Origin of the sequence: Variovorax dokdonensis, from assembly GCF_030316895.1 — a bacterium.
In the GTDB taxonomy this organism is placed as follows: domain Bacteria; phylum Pseudomonadota; class Gammaproteobacteria; order Burkholderiales; family Burkholderiaceae_C; genus Variovorax; species Variovorax dokdonensis.
This window is the reverse complement of record NZ_JASZYV010000003.1, coordinates 460,995-484,685: the sequence shown is the minus strand read 5'-3', so window position 1 is coordinate 484,685 and position 23,691 is coordinate 460,995. Positions and strand designations below refer to the sequence as shown.

Below are 23,691 nucleotides of genomic sequence, written 5' to 3'. Positions count from 1 at the left end.
GCCGCCTCGTGTCTAACGTGCTTCCTCGTTCCGCTCTCGTCTTTGCTGCCTTGGCCGCGTCGCATGTGGCGGGCGTCGCTCTGGCTGCGCCGTCGCTGGCGCCGCTGTTTGCTGGCTCGATCTGCCTGCCGGTCACCGCGCTGAAAGGTTGGGGATGACGCCGCTGGCCATCGCAGAGCATGCGCCGCTCTTCATCGTGCTCAACCCCGCCTCCGGTCGGGGCGAGGCTGACAATGCCAGGCGCAGCATCGAAAGCGCCTGCGCGCAGGCGGGCCGCGAGCATCACATCTACCAGGTCGACAGGCACCGCCGCCTGCAGCCTTGCGTGCAGGAGGCAGTAGAGCGGGCCAAGGCGGTGCAGGGCGTGGTCGTCGCTGCCGGTGGCGACGGCACCATCAACGCGGTGGCGCAGGCGACGCTGGGCAGCGGCTGCGCCTTCGGCGTGCTGCCTCAAGGCACATTCAACTACTTCAGCCGCACACACGGCATTCCAACCGATACCGACGAGGCGATGCGCGTGCTGCTCAACGAGCAGCCGCGCGCCGTGCAGGTGGGGCAGGTCAACGATCGCGTGTTCCTCGTCAATGCCAGCCTGGGCCTGTATGCCCAACTGCTTGAAGACCGCGAGGCCTACAAGGCTCAGTTTGGCAGGCGCCGCTGGGTGGCCCTCTGGTCGGCCTTGCTGACCGCGTTGCGCGGGCACCGGCCGTGGTACTTGCACCTGTCCTGGCATGGCGTGCAGCGCGACATCCGCACCAAGACCCTCTTTGTCGCGAACAACGCGCTGCAGTTGCACCAGGTGGGCCTGCCCGAAGCCGATGCACCGGAGCAGGGCCAGCTCGCGGCCATCGCGCTCAAGCCGCTGAGTACGCTGTCGATGCTGGGACTGCTGGTCAGTGGCGCGCGCGGCCGGCTCGGCGAGGCGGACAGCGTGGTGAGCTTTCCCTTCGAGTCGATGACGGTGCGGCCCATGCGCGGCCATCGACGCGTGAAGGTGGCGACCGACGGCGAGATCGGCTGGTGCGCCATGCCGCTTGAGTTTCGGGTTTCGCCCGAACCGCTGTGGCTGGTGCGCCCCGCCGTCGCTCCGGAACTGGAGGCGACGCGCCAATGAGCGTGCTGCTGCACATCTCCGATCCGCACTTCGGCACCGAGCAGGCGCCGGTGCTGCAGGCGTTGGAGCACTTCGCCGGCCAGCAGCGTCCGGATGTGGTGGTGCTGTCGGGCGACATCACGCAGCGGGCCACGCGCGCGCAGTTCAGCGCGGCGCGTGCCTTCGTCGACCGGCTCGGCATCCCGGCTGTGGTGGCGATCCCGGGCAACCACGACATCCCGCTGTTCGCCCTCGGCACGCGCCTGCTGGCACCGTACGCCCGCTACCGCGAGGCCTTCGGCGAAGACCTCGAGCCGGTGTTCGAGTCGGACGACTGCCTGGTCGTGGCCGTCAACACCACGCGTTGGTACCGGCATCAAGACGGCGAGCTTTCGGCGGCGCAAATCGAACGCGTGGCCGCGCGCCTGGAAGCGGCAACCCCCCGCCAATTGCGTGTGGTGGTGGTGCACCAGCCCCTGGCCGTGACCCTGCCCGAAGATGCGAAGAATCGCTTGCATGGCCGCGATGCCGCCGTGCCGCGTTGGTCAGCGGCCGGCGCCGATCTGGTGCTGGGCGGGCACATCCACCTGCCATTCGTGCGGCCGCTTCATGAAGTCTTCGCGCCTTGCGCGCGTCCGCTGTGGGCCGTGCAGGCCGGCACGGCGGTCTCTTCGCGTGTGCGCCGGAACGCACCGAATTCGGTCAATGTCCTGCGCTGCGACGACCGGCTTCATGCGCCCTGTGTCGTGGAGCGCTGGGATTGGTCGCCTCCTGATCGCAGCTTCAAGGCGGCGGACCTGCACGAGCTTGCGTTGGCTGCCTGAGCCTGTGTGCTTTGAGTGCGCTTGAGTTACCGCTCCAGCGCATGCAGAGGCGACGGCACTCTGGCTGCAGAACACGGGCTACGTCGCCCAGCAGACCTGTGCGTCGCTGGAGCCAATGGCTGATACGCGCCCGTTGCGGACATCGGGACTTCTTGAAAGCGGACCTTCGTTCAATGTCCGGAACGGAGCTTCAGGTACAGCCGCTTTGGGCCCAAAGCGGCTGTACGGTTTTCTCCGAAGCAGCCATTCCACGGTTGACCTTTGGCTCTCTCTCCTGACCTCTCTGTGATAGCCGCACGTCAACGTCCGACCATCCTCTGAATATCTGGCAACTGCCAGGTTTTGTCGAACAGCGCCTACTGAGGACCATAGAGACGAAACAGCACCTCGAACTTGCCACCAGGATTGGTCTGGACCCAGTTCGACGCCTTTCCGGCCGGTGCTTTTGGTCCGAAGTAAACATCGACGGTACCGTCGGCGTTCTTGACCAGGTCTTCGTTCTGCGAAGAACGTGCGCTCGGTCCAACCGGACATAGACAAGCCAGTGCGCATCGTCAGTGTCCAAAGCGAGTACCACATTCGCGCCGCTGTCGAGCGCCGCGTCAATGAGATTGCGCAGGAGGCGATTGAGCGCGGCAGGCGCTCGAAGGTCTACCTCCTTGGGCGATACCGCAAGGATTCTGCATACCTGCCTTCGACCCCAAAGCAGCAGTGGGTCGACGTAGAGTTCATCACTGTGCACTCGTCGAAAGGTTTGGAGGCAGACCACGTCATCGTCCCGCGAATGACCTCGGAGACGCTCGGCTTTCCCAGTCGGGTCGCCGACGACCCTGTGCTTCAACTTTCAATGCCAGGTGGTGATTCGTACGAGTACGCCGAAGAACGTCGTCTGTTCTATGTCGCTCTCACTCGCGCACGCGCAACGGCCACACTCATTTCGATTGAGCACAAGGAGTCTGCTTTCATCACTGAGCTGGTGAAGGACCAGCAACTGGAGGTGTTGACTGCTGATGGCTCAATGAGCAGCAGCGAAGTCTGCCCGACTTGCGGCAAGGGCTTTCTCGTCCCGCGCAAGGGGCGCTACGGACGCTTCTATGGTTGCAGTACTTTTCCTCGATGTGATTTCACGAGGAAGATTGCAAAGACTGCCGAGCTACGTGCTTAAGGTTCTGCGCTGCCTCGGTCGATGGCGATAAAAAGGACCTGACTGCCCCTATTCGCGCGGTGCCATGTCGTTCCTAGTGCTGTCAGCGTGCTTTGCGGAGGATGGTCTCTCTCCACTCAGCAATTCTTCGGTCGGCCGCCTCCATCATGTCGCCTGCCGCGTCGACGTCGGCGACAAGCGCCACACTCACGAAACCTGGCGCATCTTCGATTGCTGGAAGCCGCCAAACTTCATAGCGAGTAACGCCAACTCTCGTTCCCGCGGGAGGCATCGGCTCCCAGGACTTGGCTAGCTTTGAACCACTCAACTTCAGCTTTTCAGTATCCGTGGTCCACCGATGGTCGGTCACCGTTCCGAATGAGGGAACGATTCCGGGAATAAGGTAGTCGCGAACAATGTTGTCGAGGTCATGAAGCACCGCTGCAGGCGTTCTTGGGGCAGGGCGAACGATGACTTCAAGCCCGACCGGCACCACGAGAGGACTGATGAGCCAGTTCCAGCGTTCCTGAAATGCCGCAATCTGCGTGCTAACAGACTCCTTGAAGGCAGCGGAGCCGCCGCTCGTCACGGGCAGGCTACCTACCTGCATACGAAGAGGGGAATCCATGGTCATCTGCGCCCATACTTCTTTGCCAATGAAAAGGGATGCGGCCTTGGGCCGCCCATACATCCTGAATCGCCCCGGGTTTTGAGGAGGCTCAACACTCTGAGAGGATTGAGCCATGAGCAAGTCGAACATGTTCTCACCCGAGGTGCGTGAGCGCGCGGTGAGGATGGTGCAGGAGCACCGGGGGGAATACCCGTCGCTGTGGGCGGCCATCGAGTCCATCGCGCCCAAGATTGGATGTGTGCCGCAGACCTTGAACGAATGGGTCAAGCGTGCCGAGGTCGATACCGGCGTGCGTGAAGGCATCACGACCAGCGAAGCCCAGCGGATGAAGGAGCTGGAGCGCGAGGTCAAGGAACTGCGCCGGGCCAATGAGATATTGAAGCTGGCCAGCGCGTTTTTCGCCCAGGCGGAGCTCGACCGCCGGCTCAAGTCCTGAAGGACTTCATCGACAAGCATCGCGATGCCTTCGGGGTCGAGCCGCTCTGCAAGGTCTTGCAGGTCGCCCCGTCGGCATATCGAAGGCATGCGGCGCTGCTGCGCGAGCCGCACAAGCGCTGCGCCCGGGCTCATCGCGACGAGATGCTGATGCCACAGATTGAACGTGTCTGGCAGGCCAACATGCAGGTCTACGGCGCCGACAAGGTGTGGCGGCAACTGGCGCGCGAAGGCGTTGTCGTGGCCCGCTGTACGGTCGAGAGATTGATGCGCAGGCTGGGCCTGCGTGGTGTGGTGCGCGGCAAGGTCGTGCGCACCACGGTCGGCGATGCCAAGGCACCGTGCCCGCTGGACCGGGTCAACCGGCAGTTCCGTGCCGAGCGGCCCAACCAGTTGTGGGTCAGCGATTTCACGTACGTCTCGACCTGGCAGGGTTGGCTCTACGTGGCCTTCGTCATCGATGTGTTTGCCAGGCGCATCGTAGGCTGGCGAGTGAGCAGTTCGATGCGAACAGACTTCGTGCTCGATGCGCTGGAGCAAGCTCTATACGCCCGGCAGCCCGAACGCGATGGAAGCCTGGTTTGTCACTCCGACAGGGGCTCGCAGTACGTCAGCATTCGCTACACCGAGCGGCTGGCAGAAGCGGGCATCGAGCCGTCAGTGGGCAGCAAGGGCGACAGCTATGACAACGCCTTGGCCGAGACCATCAACGGGCTCTACAAGGCCGAGCTCATTCATCGCCGAGCACCCTGGAAAACCAAGGAGGCCGTGGAGCTCGCAACGCTCGAATGGGTGTCGTGGTTCAACCATCATCGCCTGCTCGAACCCATCGGGTATATCCCGCCAGCAGAAGCCGAGGCAAACTACTACCGGCAACTCGCCAGTCAGAACACCGAGGCGGTGGCCTGACTTAAACCAAATAGCCTCCGCGAATCCCGGGGCGATTCAGTCCTGCGGCATTTCCGTTGTCGTACTGCATCCGACGAGCAACATGGTCACGGTAAGACAAAGCGACCGAGACATTGACGCCTGCATGGTTTCCTCCATCCATAGGTCAGTTTGAGGGGCCCAGGAGTTCTGCCCAAAGATTCGGGTAGCTGTGACACTCAGCCGACCCGAAGCTCTGGAACACGCCTTCTTGGCTACTTCGCCTTTTCCTTCTCGGATTTGACATCGCTCAGGAACTGCTTGAGCAAGCTCCAATCGCTGTCCGTTGCTCCGGCTTCATCGGTGGTGTCTGCGCCGCAAAAGTCCGTGTGCAGCGTAATCTTTCCCTTTGCGGGCAACGGCACTCGTTGATATTGCGTTCCATCCGAAAGCGGCAGCGTAGTCACGAATACTTGCTTGTCCGACATTGGCGTCTTGCAGCTCTTGTCAGCGCAGGGGTACACGCTGACAACGTAGCTCTTGCAAGCCGCGATAGGGAACCACTCCACTGTTCCTATCGAAGCAATTTCCTTGACGTCGAACCGCTTGCGAGCCACGGGATTGAACTTGGCCAACGTGACCGAGTAGCCCCAGCATTCGACATCCTTGGCTGGAGCACCTGCTTCAGTATGCGTTGCCTCAATGACGAATGGCTTCAGTGGTGTAGTGCCATCGCACTTCTTCGAATCTTTCGTGAGTGCAAATGCGCCTCCCAGGCTAGCGGCGGTAACCAGCACGCCAAGTACATCCTTTCGGTTGTCGGTGACCTGCGTGCCAATCTCGCTCACTATAAGTTCGTCCACGTACTTGACTGAACTTAGTGTCGTGGGGGCAAAAGCCCAACCGCCGGTGCTGCTATCCGTCGCAACGAAAGCCGGAAGGGGTGTCTTCCCGTCATCTGCGCCCGCCATGGGCACCGGGGTGAGATTCACGCCTTCCAATGCGCCACCCTTATCAAAGCTTGGAGCAACTCTCACTGCGGTACGAGGAACAACGAACGGAAAGCCGGCGCCGGGCGTTCCACCGTCGGGTAGCGCGGCGTAAGTCAGTTTCGGTCTCGGCGCGCTGCATCCTGCTGCGGTAACCAGTATGGCGACGAGAACGAGGTAGAGGGGGACTCGAAACTTCATTCTTCTCCTTCGCGGTCAAGTAGCCGTGAGGCATGAGCCTGCTAACCCGCAAACGGTTTCGAGTGTTTTGCCTGATTTCGGTGTCGTCATCCCCCTAGTTGATGACCTAAGCAGAAGCACAAGGTACGTGCTCACCCGCACGGATAGCTTTGGGCCGGGGGGCCGCTTCCAGAACCAGACGGATTCACTGCGCCGCTGGTTGAAAGTCAATCGCTGTACGACAATCGTATCGGTCCAACTTTGCGGGACTGGAGGTTCGGGATGCTTCGACTTGGCGTGCTCTTGTCTGCCCTGGCACTCATTGCCCTGCATTCCCCGGCAGCCGAGCCTCCGAACCAAGCGCCGGCGGCTTCCTCTGACCCAAAGCCGTACAGCGGCGAGTCTGAGGGCGCGAGCAAAGACCAAAAGTTCGCTTATCTCTCAGCGGTTGACCTGAGTAGAGGACAACCAGCGCTGGTGTACGAAATCTGCAATCGCGGCAAAGTGAACCTCGCATATGGGTGGGAGCAGTTCTTGTTGAACAGCATCCTCAAGCCCCAAAGGCCTACCACTTGCGACAGGGCTCGGCTGGAAGGCCCGGGGCAGTGGCGGACTGCGTCATCGGACATTGCTCTCCCATCGGGATGGACCAAGCTCCCGTCCACCTATTGGGCGCAAGGCCAGTACCCGGCTCCCGCAGGGACGTTCACTAGCAAAATATACAAGGCACTTGTTGACGCTAACGAAGCCACACTGCCCACAGAGCGTGACCTTCCCGACGAGGTCGTGACCGTTGAAGTTGTGCTCAAAGGCGAAGGGCCTACGGAGTACTACAGCGTCAAATGGGAGGAGTCCGTTGGCAGCTTGATTCTCGAGCTCGCAAAGTACAGCCAAGCAACTCGGGAGGCCTTAGTCAAGGACTTCCACGCAAAGGCTAATAAGCTGCCGAATCAGGTCGAAATCGTCTCTGGAGCCGCACTGATGAGCCGAGTGAAAATTGCCAAAGAGGACGCCAAACGTGCCCAGGAATTCCTCAGGCTCAAAGGTAGTTCGGATGAAGCCTTCATCCTGATTCGCTCGAGTGCGAAGTATGCGCGCGAAGTGCAGTATGAGCTCTTGAACCCCGCGAAAGAGAAGTTAATTCAATACCGGTCCGTCCTTGCCCTAGACAAAGACGGGGCGATAGTGCAAGGCTTTCGGTACGTCACAACATCCGACACGAAGTAGGAGCCGCAGTGGTACTAAAGGGTATCAAGGGGGTTGTGTCGTTGGCATCAGCCCTCATCCCCGTACTCATGCCCCCAATAAAGCGGTTTGAGGGCCCTCTCACACAGATAGGCCTAACTGCAGGAGTGATGGCTGTGGTAGTCACGTTTCTGTTGATGATTGTTGACCCGCCGAATCCGCGAACCCTCTACAGGAATGCGCCGTGGCTGTGTCGAAGTGCTGCGGGTCTGTTCTTAGCAGCCACTGCCTTCTACGTTGTCGTTCTGACTAGAACGGTAATGGGGGCCTTGCCTTCGCCTTTTGTCCTTTACATGGCGGCAGCGAGCTACGGCATGTTCGCAGCCGGGGTCTGCTTTCTAGTTACCTACGCTGTTTGCCTCATTCAGCCGCCGAGGCCCCCTTCGAAGCAATAGGTAGGCGCGCGTTTGCGTGAGTCCTCGGTCGGTTTTCTAGGCGTGGACTCGTTTGCTGCTTCCTGATAGCGCAGCAGATGACGCTAGTTTGCTAACCCACCTGGAAGCAAATCGCTCTGCATGCACGGAAGAGGCGCCCTTGCGCACTGAGGACAGGCAGAGTTTGACGGGACTGCGTCCGTAGGTTGAGCCCCTCTAGACATTCCCGATGTGCCTACCTTCGCAGGCCCCGAGCCGGGTGACCTGCCAGTGCGACTACGTGATTGGCCCGTCTTCGAAATTCCTAGCGGCGCGAAGCATGCGGCTGGCAATCAAAGCGAATAGGCCATCAGAACGAGAGGGAGAAAGCACATCGGACCGAAGACGTCCCAGTTCGATTGCTGCGGAGTTCCGAGGATGCTGACGAGCAGTGCTGCGAGCCCGAGCGCAGATAGTGCAGCGCCATGCGTGGATGTAGTGAACCGCTGCACGACGGACAGGTCGCGGGGTGCTGCACTCACATACGCGACGGTGACCCCCAAGGGCACTAGCGCAAGCAGTACCCAGAACAGCACGGCGGTCGAATAGTTGAAGAGTAGCATCGAGGTCCGTAGAGGGTTGCTGCCCGCGAAAGTAACCTGGGGGCCTTGCCTCTGGAAGCGAGAACTAACCAGGTAGCGAACCACGATACCGAAGGGTGTGTGTAACGTGTGCTTGCGCTGGAAGTCCGCTGTTGGCCGCTAGGCGTCGCCTTCGGGAATCGGGTCGCGATACACAACAAGTCCGCACCTTCCTTGCATAGCGGATTCAAAGGCATCTCGAAACTGTTGATCTCTCCCGTTCAGGTTCTCGCTCTCAAGCGTGCCCGCCCTCTTTAGCACAACGTCCACCCATCCGGCGCTGGCTGCACCAGCCTCCGCAAGTTTCCAGTCATGCTCCGACTCAACCGCTTGGCGAATGAAGATCAGCATGGCGTGCTTGTCGTGGGGCTTGTATGGCCCCTCTACCTCCAAGCTCGCAACCGCTTCTGCCAAATACATCCTGACGTTGTACATGTGGGCTTCGTCACCAAAGTTAACGTCCGCTCATGGCCGTGAGCTGCCAGTGAGTTGAGCCCGCGCAGTTGGGCGTTCTGGCTCAGCGATTCAGAATCGAGATGGAACTTGATGGCATTGGAGACGATATTGCCAATCAGCCTTCGCACCGGCACCGGATCGGTGTTCAGTCGGTGCTGGGTGCTGCGGGTGCGCAGCGCAATTCCCTTGGCGCGCGTTCGCAAGATTGAGCGGTACGACGCCTATCCTCCTGCTCACGCGGCTGCGCATGGAGCGCGCCGCCACCCTACTGATTCAAGTCGACGGGAGCATCGGCGAAATCGCGGAGGACGTCGGATACCAATCCGAGGCGGCTTTCAATCGTGCGTTCACGCGGCATGCTGGCCTCGGCCCCGGTTCCTTCAGGCGCCGTGGGAGGTCGATGCAACCGGATTCCGGACTTTCGCCGCAGCCAGAGCCCGCTACTTCACGGCCATCGCCGGAATGGCGAACGCCTCGGCTGCTGCGCAAAGTGCCGCGGCAAAGCCGGAAGGCGCACGTGCGCGGCGCCTCGCGCTGGTGTACACGCGCGGCGCGGCACTCCAGGCGACTTGGACCCCGGCGGCCTGCAATGCCTGGACCAGTGCCACATCTTCGCTGGATGCAAGCGCAGAAAATCCGCCCACCAGTCGATAGGCAGCGGCACTGATGCCCAGATTGGCCCCATGCACATGGCGATGACCATCCGCATCGGAGTAGGTCGCCCGAAAGTGCTCTTCCATCCGCCGTTCGTGGGGCGCGTGCTCCGACCAGTCATTGACGGCCACCGTTCCGCAAACGACTTCGGCGTCGAGTTGAAGTTGCTGCACGAGCCAATCGGGCGCAACCTGCGTATCCGCATCCGTGAAGGCAAGCCAACGAGCGCCGCGCTCAAGCAGGCGCATCGCCCCTTGCGCACGTGCGGCACCGACGTTGCGCACCTGCACCTCGATCGCGCTCACCGGCATGCTAGCCACGATGTCCGCCGTGCCGTCTGAACAGGCGTCGAGCACGACAACGATTTCAACGGGCTCGCCGCCCAGGTCGGGATGCCGGGCCGCAGCAACGACCGCGTCGATGCAATCGATCACCAGCGCTGCCTCGTTGTGGGCGGGGACGACGACCCCGATCACGGATTGCCCTTTTGCTCGCCGCTGCCTTGCGTCGGCACTCCGGTTTCGTCCACGGCCGAATCGCCGAGAACTTGCTTTTCTGCCGCAAGCCAATCCTCAAGCTCGTACCCCGGCGCGAAGCCGCGGCGTTCAGCCAACTCGTAGGCCGCGCGACGGACGCGATCCTCGTGGGTCGACGCTGTATCTGTGCGAGGCTCGCTCGGCGTTTCTTGAGGTGTCTTCATGCATCGAAGATTGGGATGGCCGTGGCGGCCGCCACGTAGGACACGATCCCTTTGCGATGGCAGAGCGAAATATCTTTCAGACTTTGATTCACATTAATGCGGGCGGCGCACTTCTCGCGCACCATCCCAAGCAAGGGCTCGACCATGCTCACTCGCAATGTGCTTCGTCTTCGAAACACCGAGCTCTCGGACGCCGAGCGCGACACCCTCGAAAGCAGCATCTCGTTCACGCGCACCTATGCAGCCGGGCAGATCGTGGTGCGCCAGGGCTCACCGGTCGAAGTGAGCACCTTGCTCGTAGAGGGCCTGATGACGCGGCATGTGGATGCAGTCGATGGCAAGCGCCATCTGGTTGCGATGCACGTGCCCGGCGACTTCGTGGACCTGCACGCCTACGTCCTGAAGCGCCTCGATCACGATGTCGGCGCGCTGACGGACGTGAAGATCGCCCTGTTCACGCATGCGGCGCTTAAACAGATCCAGGTAGAAGATGCAACGCTCGCACGCCGACTCTGGTTCCTGACCCTGCTCGACGCGGCCATGCATCGACAGTGGATCTATCGGCTGGCAAGCCTCACCGCCGTCGAACGGGTCGCGCATTTCCTGTGCGAAACCAATGCGCGCCTGCTGGCCATCGGCGCTTCCGATGGAGCCGAGTTCGCGCTACCAATGACTCAGGCGGACTTGGGGCAGGTCTGCGCGCTGACCAATGTGCATGTGAATCGTGTGCTGAGGGAGTTGCGCGAGGCGCAACTGTGCGAGGTTCGTGCCTCGCGGGTGCGGATACTCAATCTCAAGGAACTGGTCAGGGTCGCCAAATTCGATCCGGCTTATCTCTACCTTGCGCCCGAGATCGCATCGCGCGCATGCGCCTGATTCGCTGCCGTTCGATTCGGCGGGGTGGTGCGAACTGCTCAGTCGCCGTCGGCTCGCAGGGCCTGGCCGGCGCCTGCGAGAAGGCGGGTCCACTCGGCCTCCCGCGTGCCTGAGTCGGCATCGCCCGCACGCAGGACCGCCGCCGGATGCGGCATGACGTAGACCGGCAGCCCATCGACCCTGCGTCTCAGCCATTGCCCTGCATGTTCCTCGATGCTGAGGGGGCGCCCCATCAGGCTGGTCAACGCGGTGCGACCCAGTGCCACCAGCGCACGTGGTCGGACGGCGTCGATCTCGGCTTCCAACCAATCCGCACACGCCAGCGCCTCGCGTTGCGCGGCCGTCTTGTGGATGCGCCGCTTGCCGCGCCATTCGTACTTGAAGTGCTTGACGGCGTTGGTCAGGTAGATCTGGTCGGCCGGCCACCCCAACTGCGCAATGGCGCGCCGAAGAAGTTGCCCGGCCGGTCCGACGAAGGGCCGGCCGGCCAGGTCTTCCTGGTCGCCGGGCTGTTCGCCCACGAGCATGAGTGCCGCATGAGCCGCGCCTTCGCCCCAGACGGTCTGCGTTGCATCCGCAGAAAAAGGGCACGCTTCGCAGCCGGCTGCACGACGGGCCAGCACGGCCAGCCGCTCGGTCGGGCCGTCGCCGGCAGGTGCTTGCAGCAGTGCAGGATCGTCTTGGCCGCAGCCGCGCTGGCCGGCTCGTCGTTCGCGCGGCGGTGTGACCTGTGATTGCATGTCCGTCGCGCGCGATTGGGCTTCACGAAGAAGTGAAGAAATCTGCGCGGCTTCCGGCAGGTTGCGCCAGAAGCGCACGGGCATCTCGCGGCGCATCATCGTCAGGTTGGCGCGTGCGGGATTGAAGATGCTGCGGTAGTACTCGATCCACAAAGCCTCTCCACCATCCGGCCCGGGCGCATCGGCACGCCTTGCCGCTGGGCCGAAGCGCAATTCGCGCCGGTCCCAATGCACGCTCTCTTGCGGAGTGAGGATCGCCCACCTCATGGCAGCGAAGCGGTCGACGAAGAAGGGCGCGGCCGCCCGCACGATGCGATGCGTGGGCTCGAACCAGGCGACGAAGCATTCGCCGTCGTCGTCGTTCATCGGCCGAAATCGGACGAAGGCGTGCATCTTGTGAATCTCGCGGCGAACCTCTCGCGCCATGCGCTCGAGTTGCAGGCGATCGCCCCGCAATACGTCGCTCCATGCGCGGCGGTCCTGAAGGATGGCTACAGCCAGTGTGTGAGCCGCATGGAAGCGGTCAGCGCCTTCGTGAAGCATCGCCACGCGCAGCAGCTCGATGAATCCGCGCGGCAGTCGCAGCACCGGCCGTGCTCGTTCGGCAGCAGCGTCGATGGCGGCCGGCGCGCTGTCGGCTTCGTCCAGCAAGGAGGTCTGCGCAGACCGTTCCCAAGACACTTCGCCAGGTTCCAGCCCGCGATGCAAGGCATCGCGCAAGCGTGCGAGGAAGACTTCGAAATCGTCGTGCCCCTGCACGGGCGAGCAGCTTTCGGTCATGGTGCCGCAACCGAAGTCACGCCAGGACAGGCTCGCCCGCAAGCGCGGCCGGGGCAGGCATGTCCGCAGGGGCGGCCGTCTCGAAAAGATCGCCCTGCTGCGCGGCCGCTGCGACCCGCGACGATGGCCCCGGCGCCTTGCTGCGCATGGCCGCTTCGAGCAGGCGGGCTGCGTCATTGCCAGGTCGGTGATCGGGCAGCGCGACGAAGGCCAGGATGCGCGCGCCCGGAGCACCCAGGCGCAAGACGTCCGACTTGCGCACCTGGCGCAGGCTGCGCGCTTTCAGCAAGCGCTCGACCGAGCGTGTGCCCAGCCCGGGCACGCGCAGCAGCGTTTCTCTCGGCGCGCGGTTCAGGTCGACCGGAAACCACTCGGGATGAGCGAGCGCCCAGGCCAGCTTCGGGTCCATGTTCAGAGGCAGCAGGCCCGCGTCGGTGACCAGCTCTTGCTCTTGAAATCCGTAGTGGCGCATGAGCCAGTCGGCCTGGTAGAGGCGGTGCTCGCGCATCAACGGCGCGGCGCGGCCGGGCAGCAGCGCGCTCGCATGCGGAATGGGGCTGAAGGCGCTGTAGTAGACGCGTCGGAGCCCATAGCTTCGATAGAGGGTCACGCTGGTGCGAAGAATGACGCGGTCGTCCGACGCGTCGGCGCCCACGATCATCTGCGTGCTTTGCCCAGCGGGGGCGAAGCGAGCAGGCGCCGGTCGCGCGGCGGGTGCCCCGGGCATGGAACGGGTATGCCGGGCGTTCTTTTGTGCCTCTTTGGCGTCGTCGAGCTGAAGGCGGATGCGCGCCATGGAGCGCTTGATGCCGCCCACATCTTTTTGCGGAGCCAACTGCACGAGCGAGGCCTGCGTCGGCAGCTCGATGTTGATGCTCAGGCGGTCCGCGTGAAGGCCGGCGCGCGCGATCAGATCAGCGCTCGCGTCGGGAATGGTCTTGAGGTGGATATAGCCACGGAACTGATGGTCCTCGCGCAGTCGGCGCGCGACTTCGATCAGTTGCTCCATCGTGTAGTCGGGCGTCTGGATGATTCCCGAACTCAGGAACAGGCCCTCGATGAGATTGCGGCGATAGAAGTCCAAGGTGAGCTGCACCACCTCTTCCACGGAAAAGCGGGCGCGCTCCACGTTGCTGGACTCGCGATTCACGCAATAGAGGCAGTCGTAGATGCACCAGTTGGTCAGCAGCACCTTCAGCAGCGAAATGCACCGGCCGTCGGGCGCATAGCTGTGGCAGATGCCGCAACCGTTGGTGGAGCCAATGCCCTTCTGATCACGGGAGTTGCGCGGTTGGGCGCCCGACGATGCACACGACGCGTCGTATTTGGCGGCGTCCGCCAGGATGGACAGCTTGCGAAGGATCGACAACGCCATGGTACTGTAAGTATATACAGTATCTTTCTCTGGCGCCTTAGACGGCGAAGTCAGCCTGTCGCCAGCAGCGGACACGTGCCGGCGACAACGGACGACATGCGCCGCCAAGCGGTCGTGCCGAAACTGCACAACGCTTGTGCTGTGCATCTCTTCGCCAGAGAAGAAACGTGTCTGCTCCCAACGAAACTCCCGGCGCCATGCCGGACGGCATCGATCCGGCCCATCTGCGGACCGGCAGCGCCATTGCACGCCACGCCAGCCCGCTGTCGCTGCTTGTCCTGCTTGCGGTGGTGGGCCTCGGCGCTTCGGGATGGCTGGGCAAGCCCTGGCCCGAGCGCAGTCACGCCACGGGCGCCGTGGACTTGAGCGTGGCGATGCCGACAGTCGTCAGCACTGGCGACCTGTACGAAGCGCTCATCGAGGTGCATGCCAATACGGACATCTCGCGGCTGCAGATCGAGGTGGATCCGCACCTGTGGACCGAGACCACGATCAATTCGATGGTGCCAGCTGCCGACAGCGAGACCTTCAAGGACGGGCGCATCCGATTCGGCTTCGATGCGCTCGCCCAGGGTGAAGCGTTGATCTTCAAGGTGGACGCGCAGATCAACCCACGCTTCTTCGGACGCTTGGCCGGCGACATACGAGTGCTCGACGACGGCCGCTTGATCGCCGCCAGCCGTCGCGAACTGAGGGTGATGCCCTGATGGAAATCGTCCTGCGCGCCACAGCGATGTTTGCCGTGCTCTATCTGCTGGTGCGGCTGCTGGGCAAGCGCGAGCTTGGTCAGATGACGCCGTTCGAGTTCATCGTGATGGTCGTCATCGGAGACCTGATCCAGCAGGGGGTGACGCAAAACGACTTCAGCCTGACGGGCGCCACCCTGGCCGTGGGCACCTTTGCACTGTGGGGCCTGGTGCTCAGTTGGCTGTCGTACCTGTCGCCCAGGGCCGCCAGGGTGCTTGAAGGAGAGCCGCGCGTCATCGTGCGCCACGGCAAGGTGCTCGATGACAACCGTCGCCGCGATCGATTGACGCGCATGGAGATCGAGTCCGAGATGCGGTTGGCGGGCATCGCGCGGCTCGAAGATGTGGCGTGGGCGATGCTCGAACCCAACGGCAAGATCAGCTTCATCAAGCGCGATCCGCCGCGGGGCGAGCTTGCTGAAAAAGATTGACGCGTCGGGCAGGAGCCGACCATGACCGGGGACGCGCCGATTGCGCGTCCGGCACGTTCCCCAAAGGAGCCGATCGGCCGAATCGTCAGGCGTTGGACGACTTCGCTCCATCGGCGGATGGCGGCAGGCACGGATCCACGTCGAGCAGCATCAGCCCGGCGCGATACGCGGTCCGTGCTCCGGTGCGGAGATCGTCGGTCAGTTGCCGCATGCGCGCCGCGCGGTCCTTCGGCGAAAGATAGCTCGGCGCGCTCATGAGGCGCTGGGCCACTCCGAGGAGGATGGTGGAGGACGTCAGAACAAAGTGGGTCGCGACTCGCTCCCGAGATGCCTCGTTGGCTGCTTCGACCATGTGGATGGCCATCTCTTTGTCCGTCGGCGGAAGTTCGCCGAGCCCCGTGGGTCCGGCCCATGGCGTGTATTCGTGGTCACGGTACCGGGATTGGAGGATCAGTTGGATCTGGTGGATAGCCCGTTCGAGCTCCAGCGCTTCGTTTGTATTCATCTGGCCAAGAGTTCGGTTGTGCCCACCATTGTTCGCAAACGCGCGCTCACCGAACAGAGTCAGATCGGGACGAAATCGACCGGGCCAGATGCGTCGCCACCAGGGTCATCGGTGGCACTCAGTGCGAATTGGAGTACCGTTGCCCGAACCGGAACACGTTGGGCGCATTTAGCCGGCGCCTTGTGCATGGAGCTGGCTCCCTGGCCCTCGCGTCCGTGACGCCATGAACCTCTATGAGCGCTATGCGGACGAGATTGCCGAGCTGATCCGCTCGGGAATGCTGCGGCCTGGCGATCGACTGTCCTCGGTGCGGGCCGCGAGTGCGGCCCGCGGACTCAGCCGGACCACCATTTTCGAAGCCTATTACCTACTCGAGACACGGGGCCTCATCGAGGCGCGCCCGCGCTCCGGCTACTACGTCAAAGGAGATCCTGCCAAGGCTGGACTGGAAGCGCCCGACGATTCAAAGCCCAACGGAAAGGCAAAGTTCGTGGACATTGGCCAGTTGGTCTTCGAGCTGGTCGGTTCGCTGAGCCGCCGCGAGTTCGTGCCGCTCGGCTCGGCCTTCCTGAGCCCGACGCTGTGCCCGCTTACACGATTGGCGGCACACCTCGGGACCGAAATGCGTGACTTTGATCCATGGCGCCTGGTGGAGGATCTCGCGCCGGGCAACGAGTCGCTGCGCCGCCACATCGTATTGCGCTACGCGATGGATGGCATGGTCGTCGCTCCCACTGAAGTGGTACTGACCAACGGGGCGATGGAGGGGCTGAACCTGAGTCTGCAGGCGGTCACGAAGCCGGGCGACATGGTGGTGGTGGAGTCACCCACCTTCTACGCCGCGCTGCAGGCGCTCGATCGACTGCGATTGCGCGCGCTCGAGGTCGCGACCTCTCCGACCTGGGGCATCGACATCGATGCCCTGTCCGAAGCATTGAAATGTCAGCGCGTGGCGGCCTGTTGGCTCATGACGAATTTCCAGAATCCCCTGGGAAGTCTTATGCCCGATGACCGCAAGAAGGCACTGGTTGCACTCCTCGCAGAGCACGAGATCCCGCTGATCGAAGACGACGTCTATGCCGAGCTCTACTTCGGCGCAAAGAAGCCGCTGCCGGCCAAGGCTTTGGACAGCAAAGGACTCGTGATCCATTGCGGCTCCTTCTCCAAGTGCTTGGCACCAGGCTACCGCGTGGGCTGGGTTGCCGGCGGGCGCTTCGCCGGGAAGATCGAGCAGATGCGCCTCATGTATACCCTCTCGCCGGCGATTCCGTCAGAGGCGGCCATCGCCGCCTATCTTGACCGTGGTGGCTACGATCGACATCTGCGGCGCCTTCGCGCGGCGCTGACGCGCTATCTGGCCATCGCCATGGAGGCGGTGCAGACCCACTTTCCCCCCGGAACGCGCGTGTCAGTGCCTCAGGGCGGCTATCTGCTCTGGCTCGAACTGCCCGAGAGCGTGGACACCATCAAGCTGCATGCGCTGGCGCGCGAGCGCTGCATCAGCTTGGCACCGGGACCGCTCTTTTTCACTGACCATCGCGCCAGGCATTGCCTGCGCCTGAACTATGGCCACGCTGGCGATCCGCGCTTTGCGTCGGCGATGCAGACTGTGGGCCAACTCGCGACAGCCTTGACGACGACCTGCGCGATGAATGAAACCACCGCAACAGCGTAGGAACCAGACTACGCCGTCGTAGTGCCTGCGCTGTCACTGTTGGCGCGCAGCGCTGACGCAGCGGCGCAGGGAGGTGAAACACAATAAAACGGTGCGAAACATCAGCTGCGTCCAACACGTCTCAGGGGTCATGCCGACTTCCGCTTTGCAGCGCTTGCGGCGCATACGGTGCGGCAATGTCTGAAGCGCTTGCCGCCCCCCGTCCGCGCGAAAGCGCTGCGCACCGCGTACTGGTGCTCGACGATCCTGCCGCCGCGGATACCGCACTGGTGCTTCAGTCACTCAATCTGGAATTTCCGTCCGCTCAATCCACCGTGGTGGAGGATTGCGTGGCACTGCACGACGCGTTGCATCGGCAGGGGCCATGGTCCCTGGTGCTTTCGGCATTGCAACTGCGGGGTGGCTCGGGGGAGGAGGTGCTGCGCATCGTGCGCGAGCACGACCCGCAACTGCCCTTCATCTTTCTTTCCGCCTCCATGGTCGAGGAAGAGAGCGTGGTCGATCTGCTGAAAGCGGGCGCCACGGATTACGTCAGCAAGCAGCGGCTGCATCGCCTTGCACCCGCCGTGCGCCGCGCTTTGCAAGAAGCCGGCGAGCGGCACTCCCGCCTAGACGCGCAGCGCGAGCTGCACGAGGTCAACACCGTGTTCGCGCGCGTGATCGAGTCGCTGCAGGAGTACGCCGTCATCCTGCTCGACGCCGGCGGCTGCGCCACCAGCTGGAACCAGGGCGCCGTGCAGATGTTCGGCCATGCCGCCCCGGAGGCGCTGGGGCGCCGGCTCGATCTGCTTCTGGAGGGCGAACCCCTGGGCATCGACTTCGACGGGCTGCTGCACAAGGCCCGGACCGATGGGCGCGTGGAACGCGAGGGCTGGGTCTTCCGCAAGAGCGGAGAGCCGGCCTGGATCGAATGTCTGCTGACGCCGCTTTTCGATCCAGACGGCGCGGCGCTGCGCGGCTATTGCCACATCGCCCGCGACACCACGGCGAGGTACGAGGACCAGCAGCGGCTGCGCCAGGCCAAGATCGCTGCCGACCGTGCGCGCGAGGAATCCGAGCGCGCCAATGCCGCCAAGGATCGGTTCATGGCGGTGCTCTCGCACGAGCTGCGCAACCCGCTCACGGCGATTTCGGTGGCGGCGCAGCTCCTGTCCAACGTCGCCAAGGTGCCTCAGCGCTATGCCGACCTGGTGCCGAAGATTCGCCGCAGTGTTGCGCTGGAGACGCGGCTGGTCGACGACCTGCTCGACCTGTCCGACATCTCCAGCGGCAAGCTGCGGCTGCGTCTCGCGCCGATCGATGTCAACGACTGCGTGCGTGACGTGGTCGAAGACATGCGCGAGCAGATCGACGCCAAGGGCATGCGCCTGAAGGTGGCCCTGTGCGCGCAGCCGGCAACGGTGCGCGCCGATCCGGTGCGCATCCGGCAGGTGGTGCTGGCGCTGCTGCGCAACGCCCACAAGTTCAGCGAGACCGGCGGAAGCATCGAACTGCGCTCGAACATCGATGGCCAGCGCTACCGCCTCGAATGTGTGGACAAGGGCATCGGCATCGATCCTGAGGCGCTCGATCGCATCTTCGACGCCTTCGAGCAGGCCGACTCGTCGGTCACCAAGCGCTACGGCGGGCTTGGGCTGGGGCTTTCGGTCTCGCGTCTGCTTGTGGCCGAGCATGGCGGCGATCTGCGCGTCGCCAGCGAAGGCATCGGGCGCGGCGCCACCTTCACGCTCGAGCTGCCGTTGTTGAGCGTGGAGCAGCTGCCGGCCATCACGGCGCCGGCCACCGCCGCGCCCCGTTCCGCCGGGCCAGGCGCCCGGGTGCTGCTGGTGGAAGACAACATGGACGCGGCACCGCTGATGATCATGGCGCTGGAAGACTATGGCTACCGGGTCAGGCATGCCGGCAGCGTGGGTGCGGCGCTGGCGCTGGCCGACGAGCATCCGTTCGATGTGGTGCTCACGGACCTCGGCCTGCCGGACGGCAGCGGCGTGGAAATCGGGCGGGCGTTGAGCCCGCGACTGCCGGTCGTCGCGCTCAGCGGCTACGGCTCGGTGGCGGACATGCAGCGCACCATGCGCGCAGGATTCTCGGGCCACCTGATCAAGCCGGCGGACCCGGAAGAGATCCATCGCACCCTCGAGCGGGTGCTGGAGGCGCGCACACCCTCCGCTGCGCCCGTGCCCCCGACCTCGTGATGCCCGGCGGTGCGGTGGCTCGCGCCGATCAGTCCGGCGCTTTCAGGTCGAAGCACATGCCGCCGTAATAGGCGCCATCTCCACCTTCGACGAAGGGCACCTGGATCGGCTTGCCTTCGTTGATCCAGGAATCCTTGCGCCGGTAGCCGGCCTGCACCAGGTCCTGCTGGATCTCGTCCTGCAACTGGATGCGGTAGGGGCAGATGCCGATGCCGATGCTGTTGTGGGTGAAGATGGTCCGCTGACCGTGCATGGCGGTCGTGTTGAGGATGACGCGGCGCGGCTTGCGCGCCAGGCCCTGGAGGATTTCGCCCAGGGTGGTGGGCAGGTACTGCAGGGCGCCCGAGATGAGCAGCACGTCGGTGCCGTCCGCCTCGCGCCAGTCGGTACAGAAGCGCAGCTTGGGGCCCGCCCCACGCTCGGCCGCCAGCTCGCGGCCGGTTTGCGCCACGCCGGGCACGTCGCACACCGTCCAGCTCAGGTCCGCCGGAAAGTCCAGCACGCGCCCGAAGGCGTAGAACTTGATCCCCACGTGCCCGCCGAGGTCGAAGATGCGCCGCATGCCGCGGTGAATCGAGTCGCCGATCCAGAACAGGGCCGGGTAGTCCCAGTTGTAGATCTGGTGGCTGTACATGGTCTTGGCGCCCGCCGCGTTGTCGTAGCCGCCCGCGTGGGAGGCGGGCACGTTCTGGCGCGCATCGTCGAACGACTTGAAGGAACCCATGAACAGGTTCTCTTCAATGTTGGTCATGAACTTCTTTTCGTAGGCCGCCTTGTCGCGGGCTGTCTGGAGACTTGCGAACACCACCACTCCTCGAAACGGCAAATGCCGTCAAGAAATGTAATCACATGTAGCGCTTTGTTCCTACTGGTCGTTTGGAGTAGGCGGCCCGAAGATCAGCGTGCCTTGGGCGCCTGGGCGCTACCGGCGGCCGCGCGCAGCAGGTCTCGGCAGCCAGTGAACTCCTCGTCGTCGCCCAGGTTCAGGCTCGTCAGCGGCACGAGCGCCGCAATGGGCGCCGCGGCAGCCAGGGCGGCGGCGGCGCCGAGCTTGAGTGCGACCGTGGGCGCGTCGATGCTGACCGCCGGATCGGCGAAGTTGCCGCGCACGTGCAGTGGCGCGCGCAGCGAAAGCAGGCGCAGCTTCTTGTTGGTGGGCACCATGTCCAGGTTCATTTCCTCGGTCTTGAGGCTGACGGTGCCCTTGATCTCCACGCGCGACTCGCTCGTATCGAGCACGAAGGCATCGGTGCGCATCAAGCCGTCCTTCACGTCGAAACGGGCGGCCAGGCAGTTGAGCTGGATCTGCTCGTCGCCGAACAGGCGTGTCATGACCACGCTGCCGATGTTCAGGCCCATCGCTTCGAGCACGAACTTGCTCAGCGTGCCCTTGCTGACCAGGGCCTTCACCTCGCCATCGGCACCGCCGAGCATGGTCGCGATGTCGTTGCCCTTGCCTGAAAGCGCGATGCTGCCGTTGAGCTGACCCAGGCTGCCCTTGGTGTCCTCCAGTTTTGGGAACAGCTTGGACAGCTGCAGGGCGCGGATGCGCATGCGCGTGTCGGCCGCGATGGTCCCGCTGCGCGCGTCCAGCTGGATGTCCGAGCCCAGCGTCCCGCCGGCCACGCCGAAGTTGAGCGGCTTGAGCGAAAGCACCTTGTTGTCGAGGTTGAGCTTGGCATGCAGCGAATTGATCGGCAGGTCTTCGTCGCGCACGATGCGATCGCCGTCGACCACCACATCCGCGTCCATCGCCCCCCAACTGTCGGTGTCGAAGTCGGCCACCGGCAACACGCGGTTGCCAGGCTGCTTCTCCTTCTTTTCCTCGAACTCCGACTGGGTGCTCGACGGGCCTGCGCCGATCAACGGACCCAGGTCGTCGAAGCGAAGAAGCTTGGATCGCACCTTGCCGCGCAGCAGCGGCCGCGGCTCACGCATGAGGTATTCGAGCGTGCCGGCAATGTCGCTGGAACCCATCTTTCCGGTGAAGTCGCGATAGGTCCAGCTCTTCTGGTTGCCGTCGGCCAGCCGACCGACAAGGCGGCCCTGGGTTGTGTAGGGCGCGGTCTTAGGCAGGGTGACGCCGGTCAGCTCGTAGAGATCGGCCATGCTCTGGCCCGACAGCTGCAGCTTCAGGTCCATGCCGGCGAGCGAAGTCGGGCGCAGCAGCGTGCCTTCGACCTGCGCGCGCGTGCGGCCGGCGCGAACCTTGGCCTGAATGGGGAAGGGCGTGTCCCTGTCGGTGAGGTCCAGCACCTGCCCGGCCTGGCCTTCGCCTTCGAGCTTGGCCTGGCGATAGGTGCCGTCCAGCTTCCAGCGAACGCCGTAGGGCCCGGCGCCCGCGTCGTCGATGGTGTCGAGCGCGAGGTTGAAGTCCATCCTGAGCTTGTCGTCGTCGTAACGCAGACCGCCCTTTTTCAGGATCAACCGCTCGACCTCGAATCCCCAGGGCTTGCCACTGCCCGTTTTGGAAGCATCCTTGGGCGGCGTATCGAAGGTCCAGTTGTTGCGGCCATCGGCCTGGCGCTCCAACACCACCTGGGGCCCGTCCAGCTCCAGTTCGGTGATCAGGATCGTGCGCCGCATGAGGGGCAGCGGATTGAGCGAGATGCTGAGCGAACTCAGCTCGGCCATGTTCTTGCCCGACTCGCTCCACTGGGCATTCCCGAACTGAAGATTATGGGCCTTGAGATGCGGCCATGGCACCCATGAGCGCCAGCCGCCTTGGTCCTTGCCGCCGCGCGTCCATTGCAATTGCAGGTCGCCGTTGATCTTCAGGCTGCGGCCGGTGGCCTCGCTCACCCGCTGTTCGATCCACGGGCGCGCACGGTTCCAATCGAAGGTGGCGGCCACCACGAAGAAGGTGGCAACAAGCAGCACCAGCGTGAGCATCACGGCCAGCGTGACCCGCTGCCAGCGGGGACGCATGGCTGGCTTTGGTGGGGCGGCCGGATCGGGGGCGACCGCCGGCTGGGCTTCTGGGCTGGCTGGGTTCATGTCGAAGAGTCGGAACGTGAAGCTGTACGGCCCGCGTTCCTCGCCTTTGTGGTCGATCCTCCACGAGGGGCCAGGCGGTGTCTGTAGGACGTTCACGCGCCGGCCGAGGCGCGACTTTCCCGCCTGCATGTGCGCCTTTTGAAGGCGCCGGCCATCACTACTTCAGCAGGCGTTCACGCTCGTCGGCGGCGATCTGGCGCAGGAACGCCCAGACCGCCTGCATGCGGCTCAACTGCTTGGCTTCGGCCGGCATGGACATCCAGAAGGTGCGCGTGAAATGCGCCTGCTCGGGCAGCAGGGTCTGCAGGCGAGGGTCCTCGTCGCCCAGGAAGGCGGGCAGGACCGCAATGCCCGCACCGGCTGCCACGGCCCGGTGCTGCGCAAGCACGCTGGTGCTGCGCAGCGCAAAGGCGTCGGGGCGATGCAGTTCGTCCAGGTATTGCAGTTCCTTGCTGAACAGCAGGTCGTCGACGTAGCTGATGAAGCTGTGGCCGCGCAGGTCTTCGCGGCTTGCGATGGGCGGGCGCTCCGCCAGGTACTCGTGCGCGGCGTAGAGACGCAGCGTGTAGTCGGTCAGCCGCGTGACGAGCACCGGCCCGCGCGCCGGACGTTCGAGCGAGATGACGATGTCGGCCTCGCGCCGAGACAGGTGCACCAGCCGGGGCATGGCAAGCAGGTCGATCACCAGCTTGGGATGCGCCTGCGCGAAGCGCGCCAGGTGCGGCGCGAGGATCGCCGTCCCGAAGCCCTCGGTCGCACCGATGCGCACCAGACCCGACAGGCCCGCATCGGGGGTGTGCGGCGCGGCGCTTTCGACCGCGCGAAACGCCTGCTCCATGGCTTCCACCTGCGGCTGCAGCCGGCGGCCGGCTTCGGTCAGCCGGTGGCCGCCGGCTTCGCGCGAGAAGAGGGCGCTGTCCATTTCCTTTTCCAGCGCCTGGATTCGCCGCGCCACGGTGGTGTGGTCCACCCCAAGCCGGCGTGCCGCGCTCACAAGCGTGCCCGCGCGCGCGAGTTCGAGGAAGTACCGCAGGTTGTCCCAGTCCATGGTCGAGTGTCTGCAAATTTGCAGATCAATGATGCACATTTGGGTATTGTTATGGCAAATCTGCAAAGCTACGATGCTTGCCTGCCGTGTGCTTTCCCTCTTTGCGCGCAC

24 protein-coding genes, 1 pseudogene and 1 other annotated feature are annotated in these 23,691 nt (G+C 63.8%); of the genes and pseudogenes, 11 read left to right on the top strand and 14 right to left on the bottom strand.

Going from position 1 to position 23,691, the window contains the following annotated elements; translation table 11 throughout:
- Window positions 1–154: 154 nt before the first annotated feature.
- Together QTH91_RS15995 and QTH91_RS15990 are read left to right on the top strand one after the other, a co-directional pair.
- Window positions 155–1,114, top strand: a complete 960-nt coding sequence (locus tag QTH91_RS15995; RefSeq protein WP_286661092.1) for a diacylglycerol/lipid kinase family protein — start codon at window positions 155–157, stop codon at window positions 1,112–1,114.
- On the top strand, window positions 1,111–1,917 hold the full coding sequence (locus tag QTH91_RS15990; RefSeq protein ID WP_286661091.1) for a metallophosphoesterase family protein: 807 nt from the start codon (window positions 1,111–1,113) through the stop codon (window positions 1,915–1,917). The genes QTH91_RS15995 and QTH91_RS15990 overlap by 4 nt, the downstream gene beginning before the upstream one ends.
- Window positions 1,918–2,273: 356 nt before the next feature.
- On the opposite strand, the gene QTH91_RS15985 is transcribed toward QTH91_RS15990, so the two are convergent.
- Complete coding sequence (locus QTH91_RS15985; RefSeq protein WP_286661593.1) at window positions 2,274–2,408, bottom strand: DUF1214 domain-containing protein; 135 nt, start codon at window positions 2,406–2,408, stop codon at window positions 2,274–2,276.
- Between the two features lie 53 nt (window positions 2,409–2,461).
- On the opposite strand from QTH91_RS15985, the gene QTH91_RS15980 reads away from it, so the two are divergent.
- The gene (locus tag QTH91_RS15980; protein WP_286661090.1) at window positions 2,462–3,082 is read left to right on the top strand and encodes a 3'-5' exonuclease; all 621 of its coding nucleotides are present in this window, start codon (window positions 2,462–2,464) and stop codon (window positions 3,080–3,082) included.
- Between the two features lie 82 nt (window positions 3,083–3,164).
- Here the strand turns inward: QTH91_RS15980 and QTH91_RS15975 are convergent, their stop codons facing one another.
- Entirely contained in the window at window positions 3,165–3,695 is a 531-nt protein-coding gene (locus QTH91_RS15975) for a hypothetical protein (protein WP_286661089.1), read from the bottom strand.
- 109 nt (window positions 3,696–3,804) lie between these two features.
- Here QTH91_RS15975 and QTH91_RS15970 point away from each other — a divergent pair.
- A protein-coding gene (locus QTH91_RS15970; RefSeq protein ID WP_390367301.1) for an IS3 family transposase occupies window positions 3,805–5,036 on the top strand; the annotation gives its coding sequence in 2 pieces (ribosomal slippage) (window positions 3,805–4,096 and window positions 4,096–5,036; 1,233 coding nt in all).
- Window positions 4,083–4,199 (top strand) — a sequence feature (AL1L pseudoknot). (Overlaps the previous gene by 117 nt.)
- Before the next feature lie 233 nt (window positions 5,037–5,269).
- On the opposite strand, the gene QTH91_RS15965 is transcribed toward QTH91_RS15970, so the two are convergent.
- Window positions 5,270–6,184 carry a hypothetical protein gene (locus QTH91_RS15965; RefSeq protein ID WP_286661087.1) on the bottom strand — a complete coding sequence of 305 codons (915 nt, stop codon included), beginning with the start codon at window positions 6,182–6,184 and terminating at the stop codon, window positions 5,270–5,272.
- Window positions 6,185–6,949: 765 nt separating this feature from the next.
- On the opposite strand from QTH91_RS15965, the gene QTH91_RS15960 reads away from it, so the two are divergent.
- Entirely contained in the window at window positions 6,950–7,390 is a 441-nt protein-coding gene (locus QTH91_RS15960) for a hypothetical protein (protein ID WP_286661086.1), read from the top strand.
- A 724-nt stretch (window positions 7,391–8,114) separates the two neighbouring features.
- Here QTH91_RS15960 and QTH91_RS15955 read toward each other — a convergent pair.
- Both QTH91_RS15955 and QTH91_RS15950 read right to left on the bottom strand, forming a co-directional pair.
- Window positions 8,115–8,384, bottom strand: coding sequence for a hypothetical protein (locus QTH91_RS15955; protein ID WP_286661085.1), 270 nt, complete (start codon window positions 8,382–8,384; stop codon window positions 8,115–8,117).
- 138 nt (window positions 8,385–8,522) lie between these two features.
- Window positions 8,523–8,753 (bottom strand): hypothetical protein, encoded by a 231-nt coding sequence (locus tag QTH91_RS15950; RefSeq protein ID WP_286661084.1) that lies wholly within the window; start codon window positions 8,751–8,753, stop codon window positions 8,523–8,525.
- Window positions 8,754–9,060: 307 nt separating this feature from the next.
- On the opposite strand from QTH91_RS15950, the pseudogene QTH91_RS23075 reads away from it, so the two are divergent.
- Window positions 9,061–9,237 (top strand): annotated as a pseudogene (locus QTH91_RS23075) (helix-turn-helix transcriptional regulator); the annotation flags it as partial.
- Between the two features lie 61 nt (window positions 9,238–9,298).
- Here the strand turns inward: QTH91_RS23075 and QTH91_RS15945 are convergent.
- Genes QTH91_RS15945 through QTH91_RS15935 form a run of 3 tightly spaced genes read right to left on the bottom strand, consistent with a single transcriptional unit; the run spans window position 9,299 to window position 10,364 of the window.
- Window positions 9,299–9,988 (bottom strand): glycosyltransferase family 2 protein, encoded by a 690-nt coding sequence (locus QTH91_RS15945; RefSeq protein WP_286661083.1) that lies wholly within the window; start codon window positions 9,986–9,988, stop codon window positions 9,299–9,301.
- Window positions 9,985–10,212: a DUF2934 domain-containing protein gene (locus QTH91_RS15940; protein ID WP_286661082.1), complete on the bottom strand. Its 228-nt coding sequence runs from the start codon at window positions 10,210–10,212 to the stop codon at window positions 9,985–9,987. The genes QTH91_RS15945 and QTH91_RS15940 overlap by 4 nt, the downstream gene beginning before the upstream one ends.
- A complete protein-coding gene (locus QTH91_RS15935; protein ID WP_286661081.1) occupies window positions 10,209–10,364 on the bottom strand; it encodes a hypothetical protein in 156 nt (51 codons plus the stop codon). Before QTH91_RS15935 ends, QTH91_RS15940 begins: the two co-directional genes overlap by 4 nt.
- Here QTH91_RS15935 and QTH91_RS15930 point away from each other — a divergent pair.
- Window positions 10,357–11,088: a Crp/Fnr family transcriptional regulator gene (locus QTH91_RS15930; protein ID WP_286661080.1), complete on the top strand. Its 732-nt coding sequence runs from the start codon at window positions 10,357–10,359 to the stop codon at window positions 11,086–11,088. The two genes, QTH91_RS15935 and QTH91_RS15930, sit on opposite strands and share 8 nt — an antisense overlap.
- A 38-nt stretch (window positions 11,089–11,126) precedes the next feature.
- Here QTH91_RS15930 and QTH91_RS15925 read toward each other — a convergent pair whose 3' ends face one another.
- Window positions 11,127–12,608 (bottom strand): UdgX family uracil-DNA binding protein, encoded by a 1,482-nt coding sequence (locus tag QTH91_RS15925; RefSeq protein WP_286661079.1) that lies wholly within the window; start codon window positions 12,606–12,608, stop codon window positions 11,127–11,129.
- 16 nt (window positions 12,609–12,624) lie between these two features.
- Entirely contained in the window at window positions 12,625–13,977 is a 1,353-nt protein-coding gene (locus tag QTH91_RS15920; RefSeq protein ID WP_286661592.1) for a putative DNA modification/repair radical SAM protein, read from the bottom strand.
- Window positions 13,978–14,150: 173 nt separating this feature from the next.
- Here QTH91_RS15920 and QTH91_RS15915 point away from each other — a divergent pair, with 173 nt between their 5' ends.
- On the top strand, window positions 14,151–14,690 hold the full coding sequence (locus tag QTH91_RS15915) for a hypothetical protein (RefSeq protein WP_286661078.1): 540 nt from the start codon (window positions 14,151–14,153) through the stop codon (window positions 14,688–14,690).
- Window positions 14,690–15,160: a DUF421 domain-containing protein gene (locus tag QTH91_RS15910; protein ID WP_286661077.1), complete on the top strand. Its 471-nt coding sequence runs from the start codon at window positions 14,690–14,692 to the stop codon at window positions 15,158–15,160. Before QTH91_RS15915 ends, QTH91_RS15910 begins: the two co-directional genes overlap by 1 nt.
- 85 nt (window positions 15,161–15,245) lie before the next feature.
- On the opposite strand, the gene QTH91_RS15905 is transcribed toward QTH91_RS15910, so the two are convergent.
- Window positions 15,246–15,665: a hypothetical protein gene (locus QTH91_RS15905; RefSeq protein WP_286661076.1), complete on the bottom strand. Its 420-nt coding sequence runs from the start codon at window positions 15,663–15,665 to the stop codon at window positions 15,246–15,248.
- A 223-nt stretch (window positions 15,666–15,888) separates the two neighbouring features.
- Here QTH91_RS15905 and QTH91_RS15900 point away from each other — a divergent pair, with 223 nt between their 5' ends.
- Window positions 15,889–17,340, top strand: a complete 1,452-nt coding sequence (locus QTH91_RS15900) for an aminotransferase-like domain-containing protein (protein WP_286661075.1) — start codon at window positions 15,889–15,891, stop codon at window positions 17,338–17,340.
- A 176-nt stretch (window positions 17,341–17,516) separates the two neighbouring features.
- Entirely contained in the window at window positions 17,517–19,535 is a 2,019-nt protein-coding gene (locus tag QTH91_RS15895; RefSeq protein WP_286661074.1) for a hybrid sensor histidine kinase/response regulator, read from the top strand.
- 28 nt (window positions 19,536–19,563) lie between these two features.
- On the opposite strand, the gene QTH91_RS15890 is transcribed toward QTH91_RS15895, so the two are convergent.
- From QTH91_RS15890 to QTH91_RS15880, 3 genes are all read right to left on the bottom strand, one after another.
- Window positions 19,564–20,286 (bottom strand): TIGR04325 family methyltransferase, encoded by a 723-nt coding sequence (locus QTH91_RS15890; protein ID WP_286661073.1) that lies wholly within the window; start codon window positions 20,284–20,286, stop codon window positions 19,564–19,566.
- 146 nt (window positions 20,287–20,432) lie between these two features.
- The gene (locus QTH91_RS15885; protein ID WP_286661072.1) at window positions 20,433–22,532 is read right to left on the bottom strand and encodes an AsmA family protein; all 2,100 of its coding nucleotides are present in this window, start codon (window positions 22,530–22,532) and stop codon (window positions 20,433–20,435) included.
- Between the two features lie 157 nt (window positions 22,533–22,689).
- A complete protein-coding gene (locus QTH91_RS15880) occupies window positions 22,690–23,580 on the bottom strand; it encodes a LysR family transcriptional regulator (protein WP_286661071.1) in 891 nt (296 codons plus the stop codon).
- Window positions 23,581–23,691 lie beyond the last annotated feature (111 nt).

What these genes read in the sequence shown, in the direction of transcription:
- QTH91_RS15940 (WP_286661082.1), bottom strand. Translation starts at nt 10,212, where the DNA reads ATGAAGACACCTCAAGAAACGCCGAGCGAGCCTCGCACAGATACAGCG.
- QTH91_RS15995 (WP_286661092.1), top strand. Translation starts at nt 155, where the DNA reads ATGACGCCGCTGGCCATCGCAGAGCATGCGCCGCTCTTCATCGTGCTC.
- QTH91_RS15890 (WP_286661073.1), bottom strand. Translation starts at nt 20,286, where the DNA reads ATGACCAACATTGAAGAGAACCTGTTCATGGGTTCCTTCAAGTCGTTC.
- QTH91_RS15905 (WP_286661076.1), bottom strand. Translation starts at nt 15,665, where the DNA reads ATGAATACAAACGAAGCGCTGGAGCTCGAACGGGCTATCCACCAGATC.
- QTH91_RS15885 (WP_286661072.1), bottom strand. Translation starts at nt 22,532, where the DNA reads ATGAACCCAGCCAGCCCAGAAGCCCAGCCGGCGGTCGCCCCCGATCCG.
- QTH91_RS15990 (WP_286661091.1), top strand. Translation starts at nt 1,111, where the DNA reads ATGAGCGTGCTGCTGCACATCTCCGATCCGCACTTCGGCACCGAGCAG.
- QTH91_RS15955 (WP_286661085.1), bottom strand. Translation starts at nt 8,384, where the DNA reads ATGCTACTCTTCAACTATTCGACCGCCGTGCTGTTCTGGGTACTGCTT.
- QTH91_RS15965 (WP_286661087.1), bottom strand. Translation starts at nt 6,184, where the DNA reads ATGAAGTTTCGAGTCCCCCTCTACCTCGTTCTCGTCGCCATACTGGTT.
- QTH91_RS15930 (WP_286661080.1), top strand. Translation starts at nt 10,357, where the DNA reads ATGCTCACTCGCAATGTGCTTCGTCTTCGAAACACCGAGCTCTCGGAC.
- QTH91_RS15910 (WP_286661077.1), top strand. Translation starts at nt 14,690, where the DNA reads ATGGAAATCGTCCTGCGCGCCACAGCGATGTTTGCCGTGCTCTATCTG.
- QTH91_RS15950 (WP_286661084.1), bottom strand. Translation starts at nt 8,753, where the DNA reads ATGCTGATCTTCATTCGCCAAGCGGTTGAGTCGGAGCATGACTGGAAA.
- QTH91_RS15895 (WP_286661074.1), top strand. Translation starts at nt 17,517, where the DNA reads ATGTCTGAAGCGCTTGCCGCCCCCCGTCCGCGCGAAAGCGCTGCGCAC.
- QTH91_RS15900 (WP_286661075.1), top strand. Translation starts at nt 15,889, where the DNA reads ATGAACCTCTATGAGCGCTATGCGGACGAGATTGCCGAGCTGATCCGC.
- QTH91_RS15880 (WP_286661071.1), bottom strand. Translation starts at nt 23,580, where the DNA reads ATGGACTGGGACAACCTGCGGTACTTCCTCGAACTCGCGCGCGCGGGC.
- QTH91_RS15925 (WP_286661079.1), bottom strand. Translation starts at nt 12,608, where the DNA reads ATGACCGAAAGCTGCTCGCCCGTGCAGGGGCACGACGATTTCGAAGTC.
- QTH91_RS15975 (WP_286661089.1), bottom strand. Translation starts at nt 3,695, where the DNA reads ATGACCATGGATTCCCCTCTTCGTATGCAGGTAGGTAGCCTGCCCGTG.